Source organism: Dactylosporangium sp. NPDC050588 (assembly GCF_040654975.1).
Classification (GTDB): Bacteria; Actinomycetota; Actinomycetes; order Mycobacteriales; family Micromonosporaceae; genus Dactylosporangium; species Dactylosporangium maewongense.
Map to the genome: position 1 here is coordinate 92,980 of NZ_JBFAJA010000037.1, position 17,875 is coordinate 110,854.

Genomic DNA, 17,875 nt, shown 5'->3' on the forward strand with positions numbered 1-17,875 from the left:
ACCACCTCCGAGGCGCCACCGCGCCCGAGGCGCGGCCCGCGTCAGCCCAGCGTGAGCATCACCGACGCGGAGCTGTTCGGCTTGTTCGGCCGCAGCGACGCCTCGCCGGCCGAGGCGACCTCGGCGCAGATGCTGTCATCCCAGGTGAGCACGCCCCGCATCGGCAGGCAGCCGACGTAGAAGCCCGGCGCCTGCTCCGTGACCGGCCAGCCCAGCGCGCGCAGCTCCCCGACGAGCTGCGCGATGATCTCCCCCGCCGGCCGGCCGTCGGTCGCCCAGAACTCGGTGGCCTGCGGGCACTCCACGATCTCGCCGTCCTCCGTCTCGCAGTCGCCCCAGAACCCCATCCGGTGCAGCCCCACGCCGTCGGGCAGGTCGTCGCCGTGCACCCACTGCCTGGCGTCGCCGGACGGCAGCGCCCTGCCGCCACCGCCGACGACGATGGTCCCGACGCACAGGAGCAGGGCCGCGACCCCGCCGCCGATCATGAGCAGGGTCCCCCGGGCGTCCGGCCCGGCCGCCCGGACCCGGACCGCGAAGCCGGCCGCCCAGGCGACCAGGGCGAGCAGCACGTACGGCACGAACCAGTCCGTCGACGGCGGCCGCAGCACCCCGGCCCGCCCGGTCGACAGCAGCACGAGCGCGGGAGCGGCGACGAGCAGCGCGGCCACCGCCGGCACCCCGACCCGCCAGGTGGGCGCGATGAACACCGCGATCAGGGCGGGGACGGGCAGCGCCACCGCCTGGGTGAACCACTCGTGGCCGACCTGGGTGAACCAGGAGACCCAGGCGCAGACGGCGATCACGGCGAGGACGGCGGGCACCCGCCAGCGGCGGGCGAGCAGAGCGGTCACAGCAGTGGATCATGGCACCTGAGCGGGGGAAACGCACGCCCCGCTTTGGAAAGCGAGCGTTCGCTCTATAATCGGAGCATGCCGCGCGTCTCCGAAGCCCACCTCGCCGCCCGCCGGGAGCAGATCATCGACGCGGCGACGCGCTGCTTCCTGCGCAACGGGTTCCACCAGACGTCCATGCAGGATGTCATCAAAGAGGCGGAGCTGTCCGTCGGGGCGTTCTACCGGTACTTCGACAGCAAGGCCGCGCTGATCAAGGCGATCGCCGGCGAGAAGATCGGTGTGGTGCAGGCGACCGCCGACCTCCTGCTGCGGGAGGACCCGCCGCCGCCCGTGCTGGCGGTGATCGACGACCTGCTGCGCCAGATCGACATCAACCTCACCGACGACGGCACGGTCCGCATCGCCGTGCAGGTGTGGGGCGAGGCGGTGCACGACCCCGAGTTCGCCGGGCTGATCACCGAGATCTACGGCCGGATCCGGGGCAACGCGGTCGCCCTGGCCCGGCGCGCCCAGGAGAGCGGTCAGCTGCCCGCCGGCGCCGACCCGGTCGCGATCGGCTCGGCGCTCTTCGGGCTCATCCAGGGGTACATCCTGCAGCGGGTGCTCATCGGCGAGGTCGACCGCGAGTCGTACATGAGCGGCATCGCGGCCCTGATGGGGGCCGGCCACCAGGACCGGCCCCGCACCGTCACGACCGAGTGATCTTGACGTCGTCGACGCCGGCCTCGACCAGGCTGGCCGTGCCGGAGTCGTTCGCCTCGATCAGGATCCGGATCGACTGCCCGGCGTAGGCGGTCAGGCTCACCGAGGCCGTGGCCCACGCGCCGGCCCGGTTCGACGCGGCGCCCGCCTGGGTGAACACGGTCGTCGTCGTGGTGCTGCCGACGACGCGCACCCGCAGGTAGTCGGCGCTGGTCGCGTTGTTGAGGTGGGCGAGGTACCAGGAGAAGGAGAGCGTCAGCGTGCCACCTGACGGCACCGCCGGCAGCGAGATCGCGGGCGAGCGGATGCTGGTGACCCCGCCGTCCACGTCGTAGGTGCCGGCGCTGCTGCCCGCCGCCGCGCCCGTGACCAGGTCGAAGCTGCCGCTGACGGTGGTGCCGAGCTGCAGCGCGACGCCGGAGCTGGTGGCGGCCGGGTCGCCCCGCTCGAACGCGCCGGCCGTGGCCGTGTCGGTGCCGGACGGGTTGGTGGTCCAGCCGGTGGCCGTCTCGAACGTGTCGCTGTAGACGGTGGTGCCCGGCGGGACCGGGGTGCTGGTCGCGATGGTCCACACCGCGTACGCGATGGCGTCGCTGTTGCGGTCCAGGGCCGTGTCGTTGATGTTGCTCGTGGTGTCGCAGGCGCGGTGGTAGCAGACGTCGAACGCGGTGCCGGACGTGCCGCCCCACTTCGTGGCCTGGGCCGCGGTCTTGGTGCCTTCCGCCCCGGTGAAGATGCCGCCGGCGGGGATGCCGTTGGCGATGAACGGGCCGTAGTCGGAGCGGCCGTCGAAGTCGGTGCCCTCGGTCGGCACGCCGATCGACGTGAAGTAGTCCTTCAGCGTCTGCTCGAGGGCGGCCGAGCCGGCGGGGCCGGGGCCGGAGCCGACGCCGTCGGAGTTGTCGCCGTCGTAGAGGAAGTAGCCGGCGTTCGGCGAGCCGACCATGTCGAAGTTCAGGTACGCCTTGATCTTCGCCTTCTCGGCCGCGGACAGGCTGTTGACGTAGGCGGTCGAGCCGCGCAGCCCGAGCTCCTCCGCGCCCCACCAGCCGAAGCGCAGGTGCTTGGTGGTGCTCAGCGCCTGCCGGGACACCTCGAGCGCGACCTCCAGGTTGGCCGAGGAGCCGGAGCCGTTGTCGTTGATGCCGGGCCCGGCGGTGACGCTGTCCAGGTGCGCGCCGACCATCAGCACGTCGTCGGGGTCGCCGCCCGGCCAGTCCGCGATCAGGTTGTAGCCGGTGGCGCCGTTGTACGTGAACGACTGCACGACCGTGGTGTACCCGGCGGCGTCGAGCTGCCCCTTCACGTAGTTGACAGAGGCCAGGTAGCCGGGCCGGCCGTGGGCCCGGTTGCCGCCGTTGGCGGTCGCGATGCTCTGCAGCTGGCTCAGGTGCGCCTTGACGTTGGCGACGGAGATGTTGGGCGCGGCGGCGAGCAGGATCTTCGCCGGCGCCGCCGCGGCGGGCGCCGGCAGCGCGGTGGCCGCCAGAGCCACCGCCAGCGCGACGGTGCGGACCTTCTTCACGTGGACAGCTCCCGGGGGTCGAGGGGGTCACGGCCCGGCGGGAGAGGTCAGCCGTCAGCCGCCTGGCCGTCCGCCATGGTCCCGAGAGACATCGAAATACGTCAAGCTTTCGATTCGCTCATCGCATTGATACACGCATAAGGTGCCGGACATGAACATCCCTTCAGGCACCTCCCGGCGGACCGTCCTGGCCGCCGCGGCGGCAACGGCGGCGGCACCCTTCGTCGCCGGCGGCGAGGCGGGCGCGGCACCCGCGGCGAAACCCACGACCTGGGACCTCACGCTGCTCGGCACCTCGGACACCCACGGCAACGTCTACAACTGGGACTACTACAAGGACGCCGAGTACGACGACAGCGCCCACAACGACATCGGCCTGGCGAAGGTCGCCACGCTCGTCAACCAGATCCGGGCGGAGCGGCGGGGCAAGGCCACCCTCGTCCTCGACGCCGGCGACACGATCCAGGGCACGCCCCTGGCGACGTACTACGCCAAGCAGGAGCCGATCACCACGACCGGCGAGAAGCACCCGATGGCGCGGGCGATGAACGTCATCGACTACGACGCCGTCACCCTGGGCAACCACGAGTTCAACTACGGGCTGCCGCTGCTCGCCCTGTGGATCCGCCAGCTGGGCTTCCCGGCCCTGGCGGCGAACGCGGTCAACGTGAAGACCGGCCGGCCCGCGTTCGTGCCGTACGTCATCAAGAAGGTCGACCTGGGCCACGGCGCGCCGAACCTCCGGGTCGGCATCCTCGGCCTCACCAACCCCGGCGTCGCCATCTGGGACCGCGCCAACGTCGAGGGCACGCTCCGCTTCGAGGACTGCGTCGCCACCGCCGCGAAGTACGTGCCCGAGATGCGCCGCCGCGGCGCCGACATCGTGCTCATCTCCGCGCACGGCGGCGACAGCGGCAAGTCCAGCTACGGCCCGGAGCTGCCGAACGAGAACCCGTCGGCGCTCATCGCCGAGCAGGTCCCCGGCATCGACGCGATCCTCTTCGGCCACGCGCACAGCGACATCCCGCAGCGCTTCGTGACCAACACGGCGACCGGCGCGCAGGTGCTGCTGTCGGAGCCGTCGCGGTGGGGCCAGCGGCTGACCCGGATGGACTTCCAGCTCAGCCGCGACCGCGGCCGCTGGGTGATCACGTCGAAGGCGTCGACGTCGCTGAACACCAACACGGTCGAGGCCGACCCGAAGGTCGTCGCCGCCGTGCGGGCGCAGCACAACAAGACCGTCGCCTACGTCAACCAGGTCGTCGCGACCTCCACCGAGACGCTGTCGGCGGCCGAGTCCCGCTACAAGGACACCGCGATCCTGGACTACATCAACAAGGTCCAGACCGACACGGTCACCGCCGCGCTCGGCACGGCACTGCCGGTGCTGTCGATCGCCGCCCCGTTCTCGCGGACCGCGGTGTTCCCCGCCGGCGACGTCAAGATCAAGGACGTGGCGGGGCTGTACATCTACGACAACACCCTGGAGGCCGTCGTCCTGACCGGCGCCGAGGTGCGCGCCTATCTGGAGTACTCGGCGAAGTACTTCGTGACGCTGCCGGTCGGCGCGCCCGTCGACCCGGCGACGATCAACGACCCGTCCGTGCCGGACTACAACTACGACGTGATCTCCGGCGTCGAGTACGACATCGACATCAGCAAGCCGGTCGGGCAGCGCATCACGCGGCTCGTGCACCCGGGCACCACCACGCCCGTCGGCGACACCGAGCAGTTCGTGGTCGCGGTGAACAACTACCGGCGCTCCGGCGGCGGCAACTTCCCCGGCATCGTGAAGTCGCAGGTGTACAACGCGCAGCAGGAGATCCGGCAGCTGCTGATCGACTGGGCGCAGGCGAAGGGCTCGATCGATCCGGCCGACTTCTTCACCCCGAACTGGCGGCTCGTGCGGGAGAACGTGCCGGTCTTCGCGTAACGCCATACTCTGGGCGGCATGCAGGAACGGATCTTAGGACGGACCGGTGCCCCGGTCGGCGTGGTAGGGCTCGGCGCGTGGCAGCTCGGCGCCGACTGGGGCGAGGTCGACGAGGACCAGGCGCTCGCGACCCTCGCCGCCGCGCACGAGGCGGGCGTGACGTTCATCGACACCGCCGACGTGTACGGCGACGGCCGCAGCGAGCGCCTGGTCGGGGCCTTCATCAAGGACCGGCCCGGCATCACGGTCGCCACGAAGATGGGGCGCCGGGTGCCGCAGGAGGCCGACCGGTACAACCTCGACAACTTCCGCGCGTGGAACGACCGGTCCCGGGAGAACCTCGGCGTCGACACCATCGACCTGGTCCAGCTGCACTGCCCGCCGTCGGAGGTGTACTCCACCGACGAGGTGTTCGACGGCCTGGACCTGATGGTGCAGGAAGGCCGCATGAAGGCCTACGGGGTGAGCGTCGAGACGGTCGCCGAGGCGCTGACCGCGATCGCCCGGCCCGGCGTCGCCACGGTGCAGATCATCTTCAACATGCTGCGGCTCAAGCCGCTGGACGACGTGCTGCCCGCGGCGGAGAAGATGGGCGTCGGCATCATCGCCCGCGTCCCGCTCGCCAGCGGCCTGCTGTCCGGGCGCTACGACGAGCACACCACGTTCGGCGCCGACGACCACCGCACCTACAACCGGCACGGCGAGGCGTTCGACCAGGGCGAGACGTTCTCCGGCGTCGACTACGACACCGGGCTCGCCGCCGTGCGCCGGCTCGCGCCGCTCAAGCCCGAAGGGCTGACGATGGCGCAGTTCGCGCTGCGCTGGATCGTCGACCACCCCGCCGTGTCGGTGGTCATCCCGGGCGCCCGCAGCGGCGAGCAGGCCCGCGCCAACGCGGCCGTCGGGAGCACCGACCCGCTGCCCGCCGCCACCCACGAGGCGGTCCGCGAGGTGTACGACGACCTCATCCGCCAGTCGGTGCACAGCAGGTGGTAGCGACGGGCGACACCATCGGTGTCGAGGAGGAGTTCCACGTCGTCGACGCGGAGACCGGCGAGCTGTCGCCGTCCGCCCGGCGGGTCCTGCGCGGCGCCGACGCCGAGCCGGAGCTGCACCGGTCGATGGTCGAGACGGCCACCGGCGTGCACACCGACCTCACCGCGCTGCGCGCCGACCTGATCGAGAAGCGCCGCTCCCTGGTGGAGTCCGCCGGGCGGCACGGCCTGGCGATCGTCGCCGCCGGCACGGTCCCCGGCTCGGGCGCGGCCCCGAGCCGGGTCTACCCGGACGAGCGCTACGAGCGCATGGCGCAGGAGTACCGGCAGCTCGTCGACGAGCAGCAGGTCGCCGCGTGCCAGGTGCAGGTCGGCGTGCCCGACAAGGACCTGGCGGTGCGGATCACCCGGCGGATCCGGGAGTGGCTGCCGGCGCTGCTCGCGCTCAGCGTCAGCTCGCCGTACTTCGCCGGCAACGACACCGGCTACGCGTCCTACCGCACGGTCGTCACGTCGCGCTGGCCGACCGTCGGCCCGCCGCCGGACCTGGGCTCCGCCGCGGAGTACCAGCGGGTCGTCGACACGCTCGTGGAGAGCGGCGTGATCAGCGACGCGGGCATGGTCTACTTCGACGCCCGGCCGTCCGCGCGGTACCCGACGGTCGAGGTGCGGGTCGCCGACTCGTGCCCGGACGTCGACGACGCGGTGCTGCTCGCCGCGCTCGCCCGCGGTCTCGTCACGGTCGCCGCCGAGGACGACGCCGCCGGCCGGCCCCTGCCGGAGGCGCCGCAGGTGCTGCTGCGGGCCGCGACGTGGCGGGCCGCCCGGTCCGGGCTCAGCGGCCACCTCGTCGACCCGGCGACCCGGTCCGCGCTGCCGGCGATCGCCCGCGTCGACGCGCTGATGGCGCACGTCCGCCCGGCCCTGGAGGCCCGCGGCGAGTGGGAGATCGCCGTCGACCTCCTCGAGGACCTCCGCCGGCGCGGCACGTCGGCGACCCGGCAGCGGGCCATTGAGGACCACCGCGAGGTCGTACAGTCCCTGGCAAAGGAGACGGCCGAAGGGACAGGATCCGGATGACGCTGCGCGGGCTGCTGGTCGACTACGGCGGGGTCCTCACCACCGACGTGTTCGCCTCCTTCGACGCGTTCTGCGCGCGGGAGGGCCTGCCGCCCGGCACGGTCCGCGACCTCTTCCGCGACGACCCGGCCGCCCGGTCGCTGCTCGGCGGCCTGGAGGACGGCACGCTGCCCGACGCCGAGTTCGAGGCCGGGTTCGCGGCGCTGCTCGGGGTGGCGCCGGAGGGCCTCATCGAGCGGCTCCTCGGCGCCACCACCGCCGACGTGGCGATGCTCGACTTCGTCCGGGCCGCCCGCGGCCGCGGCATCCGCACGGGCCTGATCTCCAATTCGTGGGGTTCTCAGCGGTACGACCGGATCCTGCTGGACGAGCTGTTCGACGGGATCGTGATCTCCGGCGACGTCGGGGTGCGCAAGCCCGACCCGCAGATCTACGTGCTGGGCGCGGCGGCGATCGGGCTGCCGCCGCAGGAGTGCGTCTACGTCGACGACCTGCCGGGCAACCTCAAGCCGGCGCGGGCGCTGGGCATGACGACGGTCCGGCACCGCACCCCGGAGGAGACCCTGGAGATCCTGACGGCGTGCCTGCAGGACGCCCCGGCATGAGCGGGCCGGCTCTCGTGCACCGCCGGGCGCTCCTGCTCGGCGGTGCCGGCGCCCTGCTGCTCTCGGCGTGCGAGTCGGACGGCGCCGGGGCGACCGGAAACCTGAGGATCGCGACCGGCAGCACGGGCGCCGTGTACTACCAGTACGGCAAGGCGATCGCGGACCTCGCGAAGCGGTACCTGCCGGACGTCCACGCCAGCGTCCTCACCACGAACGCGTCGAAGGAGAACGTCGGCGCGATCCTCGCCGGCCAGGCCGAGCTCGGCTTCACCCAGGCCGACACCGCCGGCGAGGGCGACCGGGCCGCGCCGGGGCAGCTCGCCGCGCTCGCCCGCATCTACGACGACTACGTGCACCTCGTCGTCGCCCGGGACAGCCCGATCGAGACCGTCGCGGACCTGCACGGCAGGCAGGTGTCGGTCGGCGCCGCCGGCTCCGGCACCGCGGGCACCGCCGACCACATCCTCGACGTCGCCGGGGCCGGCCTCAAGGCGAGCATCATCCAGCGCCCGCTCAACCTCGACGACTCGGTCAAGGCGCTGCAGGCCCGCCAGATCGACGCGTTCTTCTTCTCCGGCGGGCTGGCCGTCGGCCTGATCCAGCAGCTGGCGGAGAAGTTCCCGATCCGGCTCCTCGCCCTCGACACGTTCGTCCAGCCGCTGCGCAAGGCGTTCGGCAACTACTACGCGGAGCGGGTCGTGCCCGCCTCGGCGTACCACGGCATCAGCCCGACGGTCGCGATCGGCATCGCCAACTATCTCGTCGTGCGGGGGTCGATGCCCGAGCCCCTCGCCTACGGCGTGACGCGGCTGCTCTTCGAGGGCCGCGACGAGCTGGCCAAGGCGCACCAGGCGGCGGCCCGGCTCAACATCCGCTCCGCGATCAGCACCCCGCCGCTGCCGCTGCACCCCGGCGCCGTCCGCTACTACCGCGCTCAGAAGGCCTGAACGGCGACCACCACCACCTGCACCTGCGGGCCGAGGGCACCGTCGAGCGCGGCGCCGAACACGATCTCCGCGTCCGGGTGGGCGCGGCCGGCGATCTCCTCCATCGCGGTGGCGACCTCGTCGTAGGTGACGCCGGCGTCGCCGGACACCGACACCAGCACGGTGCGGGCGCCGTCGACGCGGTCGTCGAGGAGGTGCTCCAGCCCGCCGGCCGCCGCCCGGGCCGCGGACATGACCCGCTGGGCGCCGCCGGCCTGGCCGACCCCGATCAGGGCCGTGCCGCCGCCGGTCAGGGCGGCCCGGACCGTGTCGAAGCCGATGCGGATGATGCCGGGCGTGGTGAGCAGGCCGGCGATGCCGCGGACCGCGGTGTCGAGGACCCGGTCGGCCTCCCGGAACACGTCCATCATGCTGACGCTCCGGTCGCCGAGGCTCAGCAGGCGGTCGTTGGCGATGACGATCAGCGTGTCGCAGTGCTTCCGGAGCTCGGTGATGCCCTCGTCGGCGACGGCCTGCCGCTTGCGGCCCTCGAACGCGAACGGCCGGGTCACCACGCCGACCGTCAGCGCGCCGAGGGAGCGGGCGACGCGGGCGACCACGGGCGCGCCGCCGGAGCCGGTGCCGCCGCCCTCCCCGCACGCCAGGAAGACCAGGTCCGCCCCGGTGAGGACGGCCTTGAGGTCGGCCTCGTGCGCCTCGGCGGCGAGCCGGCCGGTCTCGGGGTCGCCGCGCGAGCCGAGGCCGCGGACCGCCTCGCCGATGTCGACCTTCACGTCGCTGTCGGACATCAGCAGCGCCTGCGCGTCGGTGTTGACGCTGATGTACCGGACGCCGTCGATCCGCTGCGTCTCGATCATCCGGTTCACGGCGTTGATCCCGCCGCCGCCGATGCCGACGACCCTGATGTCGGGCGACGCCTGGACGGCGGCGGGGGCCGGCCTCGGCGCCGGTGCCGCGAACGCGGCGTTGCGGCTCAGCGCGAGCCGGGCCGCGGTGTCCCGGTTGATCTGCTCCGGGCGGGGCAGCCCGCGGGACACCATCGTGTGCAGGACCCGCTCGTAGATGAGGCCGAGGGTCAGCAGCTCCGGGCCGTCCGGCACGCCGGAGCGCAGCAGCGACAGCAGCTCCCCGGTGAACGCGGTGTGCTCCGCGTCGGGCGGCGCGAGCGCGAGATGGTTCGCCGCGGTGGCGGTGAGGATGTAGACGCCCTCGATGCCGGTCAGGCCGACGATGCTCTCCCCCGACATCGCCGGGATCGCCCGGCCGGAGAAGCAGCAGTCGAGCACGACGACCCGGTTCGCGGCCGGGAACCGGCCCCGGTCCATGACGACGGTGCGCAGGTCGTCGTAGCGCAGCGTGCGGAACGGCAGCCGGTCGACGTCGGTGGTGCCGATGGCCAGGTACAGCTCCCCGGTCCGCGGGCCCGGCAGGCCGTGCCCGGCGACGTAGACGATGAGGGTGTCCTCGGCCTCGACGGCGCTGTTCCACAGCTGGTCGAGGACGGACGTGTCGTCGGCGGGGTCCTGGATGACCACGCAGTGCTCCGGCGGCAGCCCGCCGAGGTCGGGGTCGGTGAGGACGCGGCGCATCGCGTCGAGGTTGTTGGCGACGGCGGGCAGGTCGGGCAGCGCCGCGGAGGCGTACGTGCCGGTGCCGATCAGCACCGCCCGGGACCGCGCCGGGTCGGGGAGCCGCACCCCGTCAGCCCTGACCGGCCGGCTGGGCCCCGGGCTGGGCTCCGGACTGGGCTCCAGGCTGGGCTCCGGGCTGGGCTCCGGGCTCGATCGCGGGCTGGTTCAGGACCTCGCGGAGGAACGCCTGCGGGTCGGCGACCCGTTTCGCGTCGAGGGTGATCTCCCGGCCGTCGGGGGTCTTCACGGTGACCGCGATGTCGGCGCGCCGCTGGGTCAGCCACACGCCGACGGACTTCGCGAGCGCCACCCACAGCGCGCCCGCCCCGGCGACGGTCGCGGCGGCCTGCACCACCAGCGCGGTCGTGCCGCCCATGGTGCCCTCGGGCGGCGGCTCCTGGGCGAGCCGCAGCCGGCCGCGCAGCTCGGGCTCCTCCCGCAGCCACCGCCACAGCTCCTCGGTGTCCGCCGTGCTGTCGCCGACCACGATGCGTGTCTCAGGGTTCACGGAGCAACGATGTCACAGCGCTCGATGCATCGGGTGTCCGCGCCGGTCCGCCGATCCGCCAGTTCTTCCGCACCGCCCGGCGGTTGCCGCCGGCCCGGGCCGTCGCCGCCACCGGGGTCAGCGGCTCGGGTCAGGGGCTCGGGTCAGGGGCTCGGGAACCACAGGCGCGCGTGCAGGCCGCTCGGCTCGTTGGCGAGCAGGTCCAGGCGGCCCGACGACGCCTCGACGAGGACCGCGACGATCGGCAGGCCGAGGCCGCTGCCGTCGACGTTCTGCGTGCCGGGCGCCCGCCAGAACCGTTCGGTGGCCAGCTCGCGCTGCTGCTCGGTGAGGCCCGGCCCGGTGTCGATCACGTGCACGGCGACGCCGCCCTTGTCGGCGGTGGGGCGGACCGTGACGGTGCTGCCCTCGGCCGAGAACTTGACGGCGTTGTCGATCAGCGCGTCCAGGGCCTGGTCCAGCGCGGTCGTCAGCGCGCGGGCCTTCAGGGCGTGCGGCGGCCGGACGTAGCGCAGCGTGATCTGCTTCTTCGCGGCGACGGGCTGCCACGCGACGACCCGCGCCCACGCGACCTCACCGGCGTCGATGTCGGCGAGCTCGAACCGGCCCCGCTCGGCGCGGGCGAGCGCGAGGAGGCTGTCGAGCACCTCGCCGAGGCGTTCGACCTCCTCGACGGCGAGCCGGTGGCCCTCGACGGCCTGCGGGTCGGTGAGGTCGGCGCCGAGGTCCTCGACCCGCAGCCGCACCGCGGTGAGCGGGTTGCGCAGCTGGTGGCTGGCGTGGGAGACGAACGCCCGCTGCCGCTCCAGGGAGTCGGCGACGGTCGCGGCCATCTCGTTGAACGCGGTGCCGAGGCGGCGCAGCTCCGGCGGGCCGTCGGCGGCGGGCACGCGGGCGGCGTAGTCACCGGCGGCGAGCTCGTGGGCGGCGGCGTCGAGCTCGGCGACCGGGCGCAGCGTCCACCGGGCCAGGGACCAGGCGGCGACGATGCCGGCGAACAGCACGACGAGCCCGCCGCCGGCCAGGATGCTCCAGGTGGTGCGGACGCCGGTGACGCGCCCGCCGACGGGCGAGACGGTGACGACGGCGCCGATGACCTCGCCGCCGCGACCGACCGGGACCGCGACCACGAAGGGTGCCGTCCGCCACGGCCAGATCGTGCCGTCGTCGCTGGCCTCGCGGCCTTCGAGGGCGCGGTGGGCCTGCCGCAGCACCGCCTTGTCGGCGAGGTCGACCAGGTTGGCACCGGGGCGGGACGACACGATGTTGACCGCGTCCTGGTTGAGCACGATCGCGGCGATGCCGTACACCGCGTCGTAGCGGGCCAGCTCGGCGGCGAGCTCGTCGGTCTCGCGGGGGGCCCGCAGCGCCGGCTCGGCGATCGTGGCGAAGCGGCTGGCGTCGGCGAGCCGGTCGGCGACGACCTGCTGGGTGTCGCGGCTCGCGATGCTGAGCGCGAACGGCACCTCGAGGGCGATGAGCACCAGCAGGAGCAGCAGCACGTACGTGGCGACGAGGCGGACCCGCACGGTCAGAGTCCCGGCACGAGGCGGTAACCGACGCCGCGGACGGTCTGCACCAGGCCGGGCACGTCGAGCTTCGCCCGCAGCGAGCCGACGTGCACGTCCAGGGTGTGCCGGCCGACGAAGCTGGTCTGCCACACGGCGAGGATCAGCCGGTCGTACGTGACGACGACGCCCGGCGTGCGGACGAGCACGGCGAGGATCTCGAACTCCTTGCGGGTGAGCGCGACGTCCCGGCCGGCGACGGTGACCTGCCGGGCGGCCACGTCGACCCGGACCGGGCCGGCCGCGAGGACCTCGACGGCGCTCTGCTGCGCCCGGGTCGCGCGCCGCAGCACGGCCTCGATGCGCGCGTTGAGCTCCGCCATCGAGTAGGGCTTCACGACGTAGTCGTCGGCGCCGGTCTGCAGCCCGATGACCCGGTCGCGCTCCTCGCCGCGGGCGGTGACGGCGATGATCGCGACCGACTCGTCCTTGCGGCGCAGGGTGCGACACACCTCGATGCCGTCGCCGTCGGGCAGATTGAGGTCGAGCAGCACCAGGTCGAACGGCTCGCCCGCGAACGTGTCGAGGGCCGTCTGCGCGGTCGGGCAGTGCGCGACGTCGTGCCCGCGCCGGCGCAGGGCGGTGGCCAGCGCGGCCGCCACCCGGGCGTCATCTTCGACCAGCATCACTCGCATCGTGCGCCATGGTATTCGCAAGGGCAACAGCGCGTGTGCTCAGATGAGGGTCCGCAGCGCCTTCCGGTTGAGTTTGCCGACGCTGGTCAGCGGGATCTGGTCCAGGACGCGGATCTCCCGTGGCCGTTTCGTCGGGGCGAGGTGCTCGCGGGCGTAGGCGTCGAGCTCGTCGGCGCTCGCCGCGCCGGGAGCCGTCAGCGACACGAACGCGACCACCTCCTCGCCGAGCCGCTCGTCGGGCCGGCCGACCACGGCGGCCATCGCGACGGCGGGGTGGGCGGTCAGCGCGTCCTCGACGTCACGCGGGTACACGTTGAACCCGCCCCGGATGATGAGGTCCTTCTTGCGGTCGATGATGCTGAGGTACCCGTCGCCGTCGATCGCGCCGATGTCGCCGGTCGCGAACCACCCGCCCGTCACGCCGCTGTCCGGCGCGCCCCAGTAGCCACGCATCACGTTCGGGCCGCGGACGAGGATCTCGCCGTCGTCGCCGAGCCGGACCTCGATGCCTTCGAGGGGCTTGCCGACCGTGCCGCGGCGGGGCGCGTCCAGGGGGCTGCCGCTGACGATCCCGCCGGTCTCGGTGCAGCCGTACCCTTCGAGGACCCGCGCGGACGGCACCAGCCGCTCGAACGCCTCGGCCGCGGCGGGCGGCAGCGGGGCGGCGCCGGAGAACACGAACCGCAGCGCGCTCAGGTCGTGCTCCGCCAGGGGCTGGCCGAGCAGCATGACGATCATCGACGGGACGACGGCGGCGGTCTGCGCCCGCTGCTGCGCGGCGAGCCGCAGCCAGCCGGCCGGCTCGAACCACCGTTGCAGCACGGCGACCGGCGGCTCCGCGGCCTGCATCGCGCCGACGGTGACCATCAGGCCGTAGGAGTGCGACAGCGGCAGCGCGGTGATGCCGGTGTTGAGACCGGGCGTGTGGGCCGCCTCCCGCGAGACCCGTCCCGCGTGCGCCAGGTTGGCGTGACTGAGCGCGACACCCTTGCTCCGTCCGGTGGTGCCGCCGGTGTACAGCAGAGCCGCGAGCTCACCGGGGTCCCGGTCCACGACCGGGATCGGGTCGGCCGCCAGCAGCGCGTCGAAGGACGGGGTGCCGACGACGATCGCGGGCACGCCGAGCTCGCGGCACAGGTCGCCGAACTTGGGCACCAGCTCCGGCGAGGTGACGACGGCGACGGCGCCCGAGTCGCGCAGCACGTGGCGGAGCTCGTCGGCGGTGACGAGGAAGACCACCGGTGTGACCACCGCGCCGGCGCGCCACACCGCCTCGTACACCTGCGAGACCTCGGGACAGTTGGCCATGACGACGGCCACCCGGTCGCCGGGGCGCACCCCGGCCGCGCGCAGCCCTCCGGCGATGCGGGTCGCGCGCTCGTGCCCCTCCCCCGACGTGTGCCAGGCGCCCTCGAAGCAGAGTGCCGGGTAGTCGCCGTGCCGGTCGAGGGACGCCTCCGCGAGGCGGGCGAGGTTGGGCATCGACGACCTCCAGTCGCAATGTTTCTACACTGACTATGCCGATACCTGGGTACTGTCAAGCCTTCGAAAGGAATGCATCATGACGGACCGTCCGATCACCGCCGGCGAGCGGTTCGCCGACGTCGGCGACTGGGGCTCCAGCCGGGGCGTCAACGGAAGCGCGGGCCCCAACCTGTGGCGGACGCTGGGCTTCCGGCGCACCGGCTGGGAGCCCGGCGGCTCGACCGTGGAGTGGGACGCGACCGTCGACTACGGCTTCACCACCCCCGGCGGCCCGGTGATCCAGGGCGGCCTGGTGACCGCGATCCTCGACTCGGCGATGGGCGGCGCCTGCTTCACCACGCTGGACCGCGACGAGCTGTTCCTGACCGCGGACCTGCGGGTCGAGTTCTTCCGGCCGACCCGGCCCGGGACACTGCGCGCCGTGGGCACCGTCCTGCGCCGGACCAGGAAGGTCGTGTTCTGCGCCGCGGAGCTGTACGACGCCGGCGGCACCACCCTCGCGGCCAGCCGCTGCACGCAGGTCCTCATGGCGGTCTGACCTTTTCGGCCCGGTTTCGCAGCGTCAAGTTTCGCTCAAGGAACGACGTGCGCGATTCCGCCGGTACGGTCCGAACCGCCACGGTGAACGGGTGGACATCGTGTCAACCGGCGAGCGCTACAGGGCCTCGACCGTCGCCGCGTTCGAGGCGGCCGTGCTGGTGCGATGTGCAGGGGTGTGTGGCAGAGGAGGACGAGCCCGGGCGCTGGGGGGTGCCCGGGTCCGTTCCGCGTTCACACACATGCCAGCGGGGGTGCTCGCCGAGTTCAACCGTTCCGTCGCCGCGGACCGGCTGGTCGAGCTGCTCGGGGCGGCCGGCCACTCGGCGAGCGTGCACCGCTACACCGCCGGCACCCGCCACCGCTACGAGATCTTCCGCGTGTTCTGCGACGCCGTATCCGGCACCGCCGGCTTCCTCGACCGCGCCTGGCAGCAGGGGTACGCGGACCTGTGCGGCGCGCCCGAGCTGCCCCGGTCGGCCCGCCAGATCCGCCACGGCCGCCAGCTCGCCGAGTCGGCGTGGCGGGGCGTGCTGATGGTGTCGGGGCCGTCCCGGTCCGGCTCCCCCGGCCTGCGGGTCCCCGACCTGGAGACCGCCACGGTCCTGATCCGCGCCGGCCGGATGATGAGCCTGCCGGTCCGCATGAGCACCCGCCCCGGCGGCCAGCTGCTGCTGGTCATGCCGCAGGAGGTCGCGGCCTAGCCGCGCTCGCGCGGCGCGCCGCCACCGGTCGTGCCGCCGCCGGTCGCACCCACTGCCGGTCGTGCCACTGCCGGTCGTGCCGCCGGTTGTCATGTCGCAGGAGGCGGAGGCCTGGCCGCTGTCCTAACCCTGCTCCTGAAGCCGCTCGAACTTGCGCTCCAGGCCGTCCACCAGCGCCTCCAGGCCCAGTTCGAACGCGCTGTCGTCGACGTGGGTGTGCCGCTCCGCCAGGCGATGGGCGTCGCGCAGGTGCGGGTAGTCCCTCGCGTACAGGTCCGGGTCGTCGACGAAGCCGAGCGCGAACGAGCCCAGCGCCGAACCGGCGACGAAGAACCGCATGGTCGCGCCGATCCGGGTCGCGTGCCCCGGCGACCACCCGGCGTCCACGAGCGCGCCGTAGACCGCGTCCGCCAGGCGCAGCGACGCGGGCCGGCGGGCCGGGCCGCGCGCCAGGAACGGCACCACGTTGGGGTGCGCGCGGAACGCCGCCCGGTAGGCCCGCGCCCACGCCTTCAGCGCCTCCGGCCACGGGTCGCGGCCGAGCATGGACAGGTCGACGCCGGCGACGATGGCGTCGCCGATCGCGTCGACGATCTGCTCCTTCGTGGCGAAGTGGTTGTACAGCGACGGCGCCTGGACGCCCAGCTCGCGGGCCAGCCGCCGGGTGGACAGCGCGTCGAGCCCGTCGGCGTCGACGATCGCGGTGGCGACCTCGACGATGCGGTCGCGGCTGAGGAGTGGCGTTCTGGGGCGGACCATGGCTACGATCTTAGAAACTAACGGCGTTAGTTAACGGACCGGGTTTCTTGGAGCTTGCATGGACTTCACGCTCAACGACGATCAGCGCGCGATCCGCCAGGTCACCGCCGACTTCGTCAGCCGCGAGATCACCCCGCACGCCGCCGCCTGGGACCGCGCCGAGCACGTCGACCTCGCGATCGTCAAGAAGCTCGCCGACCTGGGGATCTTCGGCATCACGATCCCCGAGGAGCACGGCGGCAGCGGTGGCGACCACACCACGTACTGCCTGGTCCTGGAGGAGCTCGGCAAGGGCGACTCGTCGGTGCGCGGCATCGTGTCGGTGTCTCTCGGCCTGGTCGCCAAGAGCATCAACGGCTACGGCACACCCGAACAGAAGGCCGCCTGGTTGCCGCGGCTGTGCGCCGGCGACGCCCTGGGCTGCTTCGCGCTGACCGAGCCCGACACGGGCTCCGACGCGGGCGCGCTGTCCACCCGGGCGACCCGGGTCGACGGGGGCTGGCGGCTGGACGGCGCGAAGATGTTCATCACCAACGGCACCTGGGCGCAGGTCGCGCTGGTCTTCGCCCGCACCGGCGGACCGGGCCCGAAAGGGGTGTCGGCCTTCCTGGTGCCGACGGACACGCCGGGCCTGCGGATCGAGGAGATCCACGGCAAGCTCGGCCTGCGCGGGCAGGCGACCGCGGCGCTGACCTTCGAGGGCGTCACGGTCGGCGAGGACGCGCTGCTCGGCGAGCTGGGCCAGGGTTTCAAGATCGCGATGTCGGCCCTGGCGAAAGGCCGGATGTCCCTGGCGGCCGGCTGCGTCGGCATCATCCAGGGCTGCCTCGACGCCGCCGTCGGCTACGCGAAGCAGCGTTCCCAGTTCGGGCGGCCGATCGCCTCGTTTCAGCTGGTGCAGCAGCTCATCGCCGACATCTCCGTCGAGGCCGACGCGGCGCGGCTGCTGACCTGGCGGGTCGCCGACCTGATCGACCGGGGGCTGCCCTTCGCCACCGAGTCGTCCACCGCGAAGCTGTACGCCTCCGAGGCCGCCGTCCGCTCGGCGAACGCAGCGCTGCAGGTCTTCGGCGGTTACGGGTACATCGACGAATACCCCGTCGGCAAGTACCTGCGCGACGCACGGGTCACTACCGTGTACGAGGGGACGAGCCAGATCCAGAAACTCATCATCGGTCGCGCCCTCACCGGCGTGAACGCGTTCGTCTAGGGGGCCGGCATGAGCGGGCAGCGGAGCGGCTCGGGCCGCTCATCAGCATGGCAGGTTCGGCTCAGGCCGACGCCTGGAGCGCAGCGGAAGGTGGCGGCATGAGCGGGCAGCGGAGCGGCTCGGGCCGCTCATCAGCATGGCAGGTTCGGCTCAGGCCGACGCCTGCAGCGCAGCGGAAGGTGGCGGCATGAGCA

Annotated in this window: 17 protein-coding genes; 9 read left to right on the top strand and 8 right to left on the bottom strand. The window is 73.1% G+C overall.

The features are described from left to right. Window positions 1–41 precede the first annotated feature (41 nt). Window positions 42–854 carry a hypothetical protein gene (locus AB0I21_RS25805; RefSeq protein WP_360564819.1) on the bottom strand — a complete coding sequence of 271 codons (813 nt, stop codon included), beginning with the start codon at window positions 852–854 and terminating at the stop codon, window positions 42–44. A gap of 78 nt (window positions 855–932) precedes the next feature. On the opposite strand from AB0I21_RS25805, the gene AB0I21_RS25810 reads away from it, so the two are divergent. Further along, window positions 933–1,559 carry a TetR/AcrR family transcriptional regulator gene (locus tag AB0I21_RS25810; RefSeq protein WP_360564820.1) on the top strand — a complete coding sequence of 209 codons (627 nt, stop codon included), beginning with the start codon at window positions 933–935 and terminating at the stop codon, window positions 1,557–1,559. On the opposite strand, the gene AB0I21_RS25815 is transcribed toward AB0I21_RS25810, so the two are convergent. Continuing rightward, window positions 1,546–3,033: a M28 family metallopeptidase gene (locus AB0I21_RS25815; protein WP_360564851.1), complete on the bottom strand. Its 1,488-nt coding sequence runs from the start codon at window positions 3,031–3,033 to the stop codon at window positions 1,546–1,548. The genes AB0I21_RS25810 and AB0I21_RS25815 overlap by 14 nt on opposite strands. A gap of 202 nt (window positions 3,034–3,235) precedes the next feature. Here AB0I21_RS25815 and AB0I21_RS25820 point away from each other — a divergent pair, with 202 nt between their 5' ends. From AB0I21_RS25820 to AB0I21_RS25840, 5 genes are read left to right on the top strand one after another with little or no spacing between them, the layout of a single operon-like run. Beyond that, window positions 3,236–5,017: a 5'-nucleotidase C-terminal domain-containing protein gene (locus AB0I21_RS25820; RefSeq protein ID WP_360564822.1), complete on the top strand. Its 1,782-nt coding sequence runs from the start codon at window positions 3,236–3,238 to the stop codon at window positions 5,015–5,017. An 18-nt stretch (window positions 5,018–5,035) separates the two neighbouring features. Next, window positions 5,036–6,013, top strand: coding sequence for an aldo/keto reductase (locus AB0I21_RS25825; protein ID WP_360564823.1), 978 nt, complete (start codon window positions 5,036–5,038; stop codon window positions 6,011–6,013). Continuing rightward, window positions 6,007–7,092, top strand: a complete 1,086-nt coding sequence (locus AB0I21_RS25830; protein WP_360564824.1) for a glutamate--cysteine ligase — start codon at window positions 6,007–6,009, stop codon at window positions 7,090–7,092. The genes AB0I21_RS25825 and AB0I21_RS25830 overlap by 7 nt, the downstream gene beginning before the upstream one ends. Then, a complete protein-coding gene (locus AB0I21_RS25835) occupies window positions 7,089–7,697 on the top strand; it encodes an HAD family phosphatase (RefSeq protein WP_360564825.1) in 609 nt (202 codons plus the stop codon). The genes AB0I21_RS25830 and AB0I21_RS25835 overlap by 4 nt, the downstream gene beginning before the upstream one ends. Next, window positions 7,694–8,644 carry a TAXI family TRAP transporter solute-binding subunit gene (locus AB0I21_RS25840; protein ID WP_360564827.1) on the top strand — a complete coding sequence of 317 codons (951 nt, stop codon included), beginning with the start codon at window positions 7,694–7,696 and terminating at the stop codon, window positions 8,642–8,644. The genes AB0I21_RS25835 and AB0I21_RS25840 overlap by 4 nt, the downstream gene beginning before the upstream one ends. On the opposite strand, the gene ftsZ is transcribed toward AB0I21_RS25840, so the two are convergent. From ftsZ to AB0I21_RS25865, 5 genes are all read right to left on the bottom strand, one after another. Beyond that, window positions 8,632–10,341 carry a cell division protein FtsZ gene (gene ftsZ, locus AB0I21_RS25845; RefSeq protein WP_360564828.1) on the bottom strand — a complete coding sequence of 570 codons (1,710 nt, stop codon included), beginning with the start codon at window positions 10,339–10,341 and terminating at the stop codon, window positions 8,632–8,634. The two genes, AB0I21_RS25840 and ftsZ, sit on opposite strands and share 13 nt — an antisense overlap. A gap of 4 nt (window positions 10,342–10,345) precedes the next feature. Continuing rightward, window positions 10,346–10,783: a hypothetical protein gene (locus AB0I21_RS25850; RefSeq protein WP_360564830.1), complete on the bottom strand. Its 438-nt coding sequence runs from the start codon at window positions 10,781–10,783 to the stop codon at window positions 10,346–10,348. A 143-nt stretch (window positions 10,784–10,926) separates the two neighbouring features. Continuing rightward, window positions 10,927–12,312: a HAMP domain-containing sensor histidine kinase gene (locus AB0I21_RS25855; protein WP_360564832.1), complete on the bottom strand. Its 1,386-nt coding sequence runs from the start codon at window positions 12,310–12,312 to the stop codon at window positions 10,927–10,929. A gap of 2 nt (window positions 12,313–12,314) precedes the next feature. Beyond that, window positions 12,315–12,986, bottom strand: a complete 672-nt coding sequence (locus AB0I21_RS25860; RefSeq protein WP_344503447.1) for a response regulator transcription factor — start codon at window positions 12,984–12,986, stop codon at window positions 12,315–12,317. A 39-nt stretch (window positions 12,987–13,025) separates the two neighbouring features. Beyond that, on the bottom strand, window positions 13,026–14,468 hold the full coding sequence (locus AB0I21_RS25865; protein ID WP_360564833.1) for an AMP-binding protein: 1,443 nt from the start codon (window positions 14,466–14,468) through the stop codon (window positions 13,026–13,028). A gap of 79 nt (window positions 14,469–14,547) precedes the next feature. Between AB0I21_RS25865 and AB0I21_RS25870 the strand changes: the two genes are divergently transcribed. Then, window positions 14,548–15,009, top strand: a complete 462-nt coding sequence (locus AB0I21_RS25870) for a PaaI family thioesterase (protein ID WP_360564834.1) — start codon at window positions 14,548–14,550, stop codon at window positions 15,007–15,009. A gap of 241 nt (window positions 15,010–15,250) precedes the next feature. Further along, the gene (locus AB0I21_RS25875) at window positions 15,251–15,712 is read left to right on the top strand and encodes a hypothetical protein (RefSeq protein WP_360564836.1); all 462 of its coding nucleotides are present in this window, start codon (window positions 15,251–15,253) and stop codon (window positions 15,710–15,712) included. A 123-nt stretch (window positions 15,713–15,835) separates the two neighbouring features. On the opposite strand, the gene AB0I21_RS25880 is transcribed toward AB0I21_RS25875, so the two are convergent. Then, entirely contained in the window at window positions 15,836–16,471 is a 636-nt protein-coding gene (locus tag AB0I21_RS25880) for a TetR/AcrR family transcriptional regulator (protein ID WP_360564838.1), read from the bottom strand. Between the two features lie 58 nt (window positions 16,472–16,529). Here AB0I21_RS25880 and AB0I21_RS25885 point away from each other — a divergent pair, with 58 nt between their 5' ends. Then, entirely contained in the window at window positions 16,530–17,681 is a 1,152-nt protein-coding gene (locus tag AB0I21_RS25885; RefSeq protein ID WP_360564840.1) for an acyl-CoA dehydrogenase family protein, read from the top strand. Window positions 17,682–17,875: the final 194 nt, after the last annotated feature.

Bases quoted from the DNA above. Each gene is read 5' to 3' on its own strand.
- AB0I21_RS25810 (WP_360564820.1), top strand. From the start codon at position 933: ATGCCGCGCGTCTCCGAAGCCCACCTCGCCGCCCGCCGGGAGCAGATC.
- AB0I21_RS25820 (WP_360564822.1), top strand. From the start codon at position 3,236: ATGAACATCCCTTCAGGCACCTCCCGGCGGACCGTCCTGGCCGCCGCG.
- AB0I21_RS25825 (WP_360564823.1), top strand. From the start codon at position 5,036: ATGCAGGAACGGATCTTAGGACGGACCGGTGCCCCGGTCGGCGTGGTA.
- AB0I21_RS25835 (WP_360564825.1), top strand. From the start codon at position 7,089: ATGACGCTGCGCGGGCTGCTGGTCGACTACGGCGGGGTCCTCACCACC.
- AB0I21_RS25840 (WP_360564827.1), top strand. From the start codon at position 7,694: ATGAGCGGGCCGGCTCTCGTGCACCGCCGGGCGCTCCTGCTCGGCGGT.
- AB0I21_RS25860 (WP_344503447.1), bottom strand. From the start codon at position 12,986: ATGCGAGTGATGCTGGTCGAAGATGACGCCCGGGTGGCGGCCGCGCTG.
- AB0I21_RS25865 (WP_360564833.1), bottom strand. From the start codon at position 14,468: ATGCCCAACCTCGCCCGCCTCGCGGAGGCGTCCCTCGACCGGCACGGC.
- AB0I21_RS25870 (WP_360564834.1), top strand. From the start codon at position 14,548: ATGACGGACCGTCCGATCACCGCCGGCGAGCGGTTCGCCGACGTCGGC.
- AB0I21_RS25875 (WP_360564836.1), top strand. From the start codon at position 15,251: ATGCCAGCGGGGGTGCTCGCCGAGTTCAACCGTTCCGTCGCCGCGGAC.
- AB0I21_RS25880 (WP_360564838.1), bottom strand. From the start codon at position 16,471: ATGGTCCGCCCCAGAACGCCACTCCTCAGCCGCGACCGCATCGTCGAG.
- AB0I21_RS25885 (WP_360564840.1), top strand. From the start codon at position 16,530: ATGGACTTCACGCTCAACGACGATCAGCGCGCGATCCGCCAGGTCACC.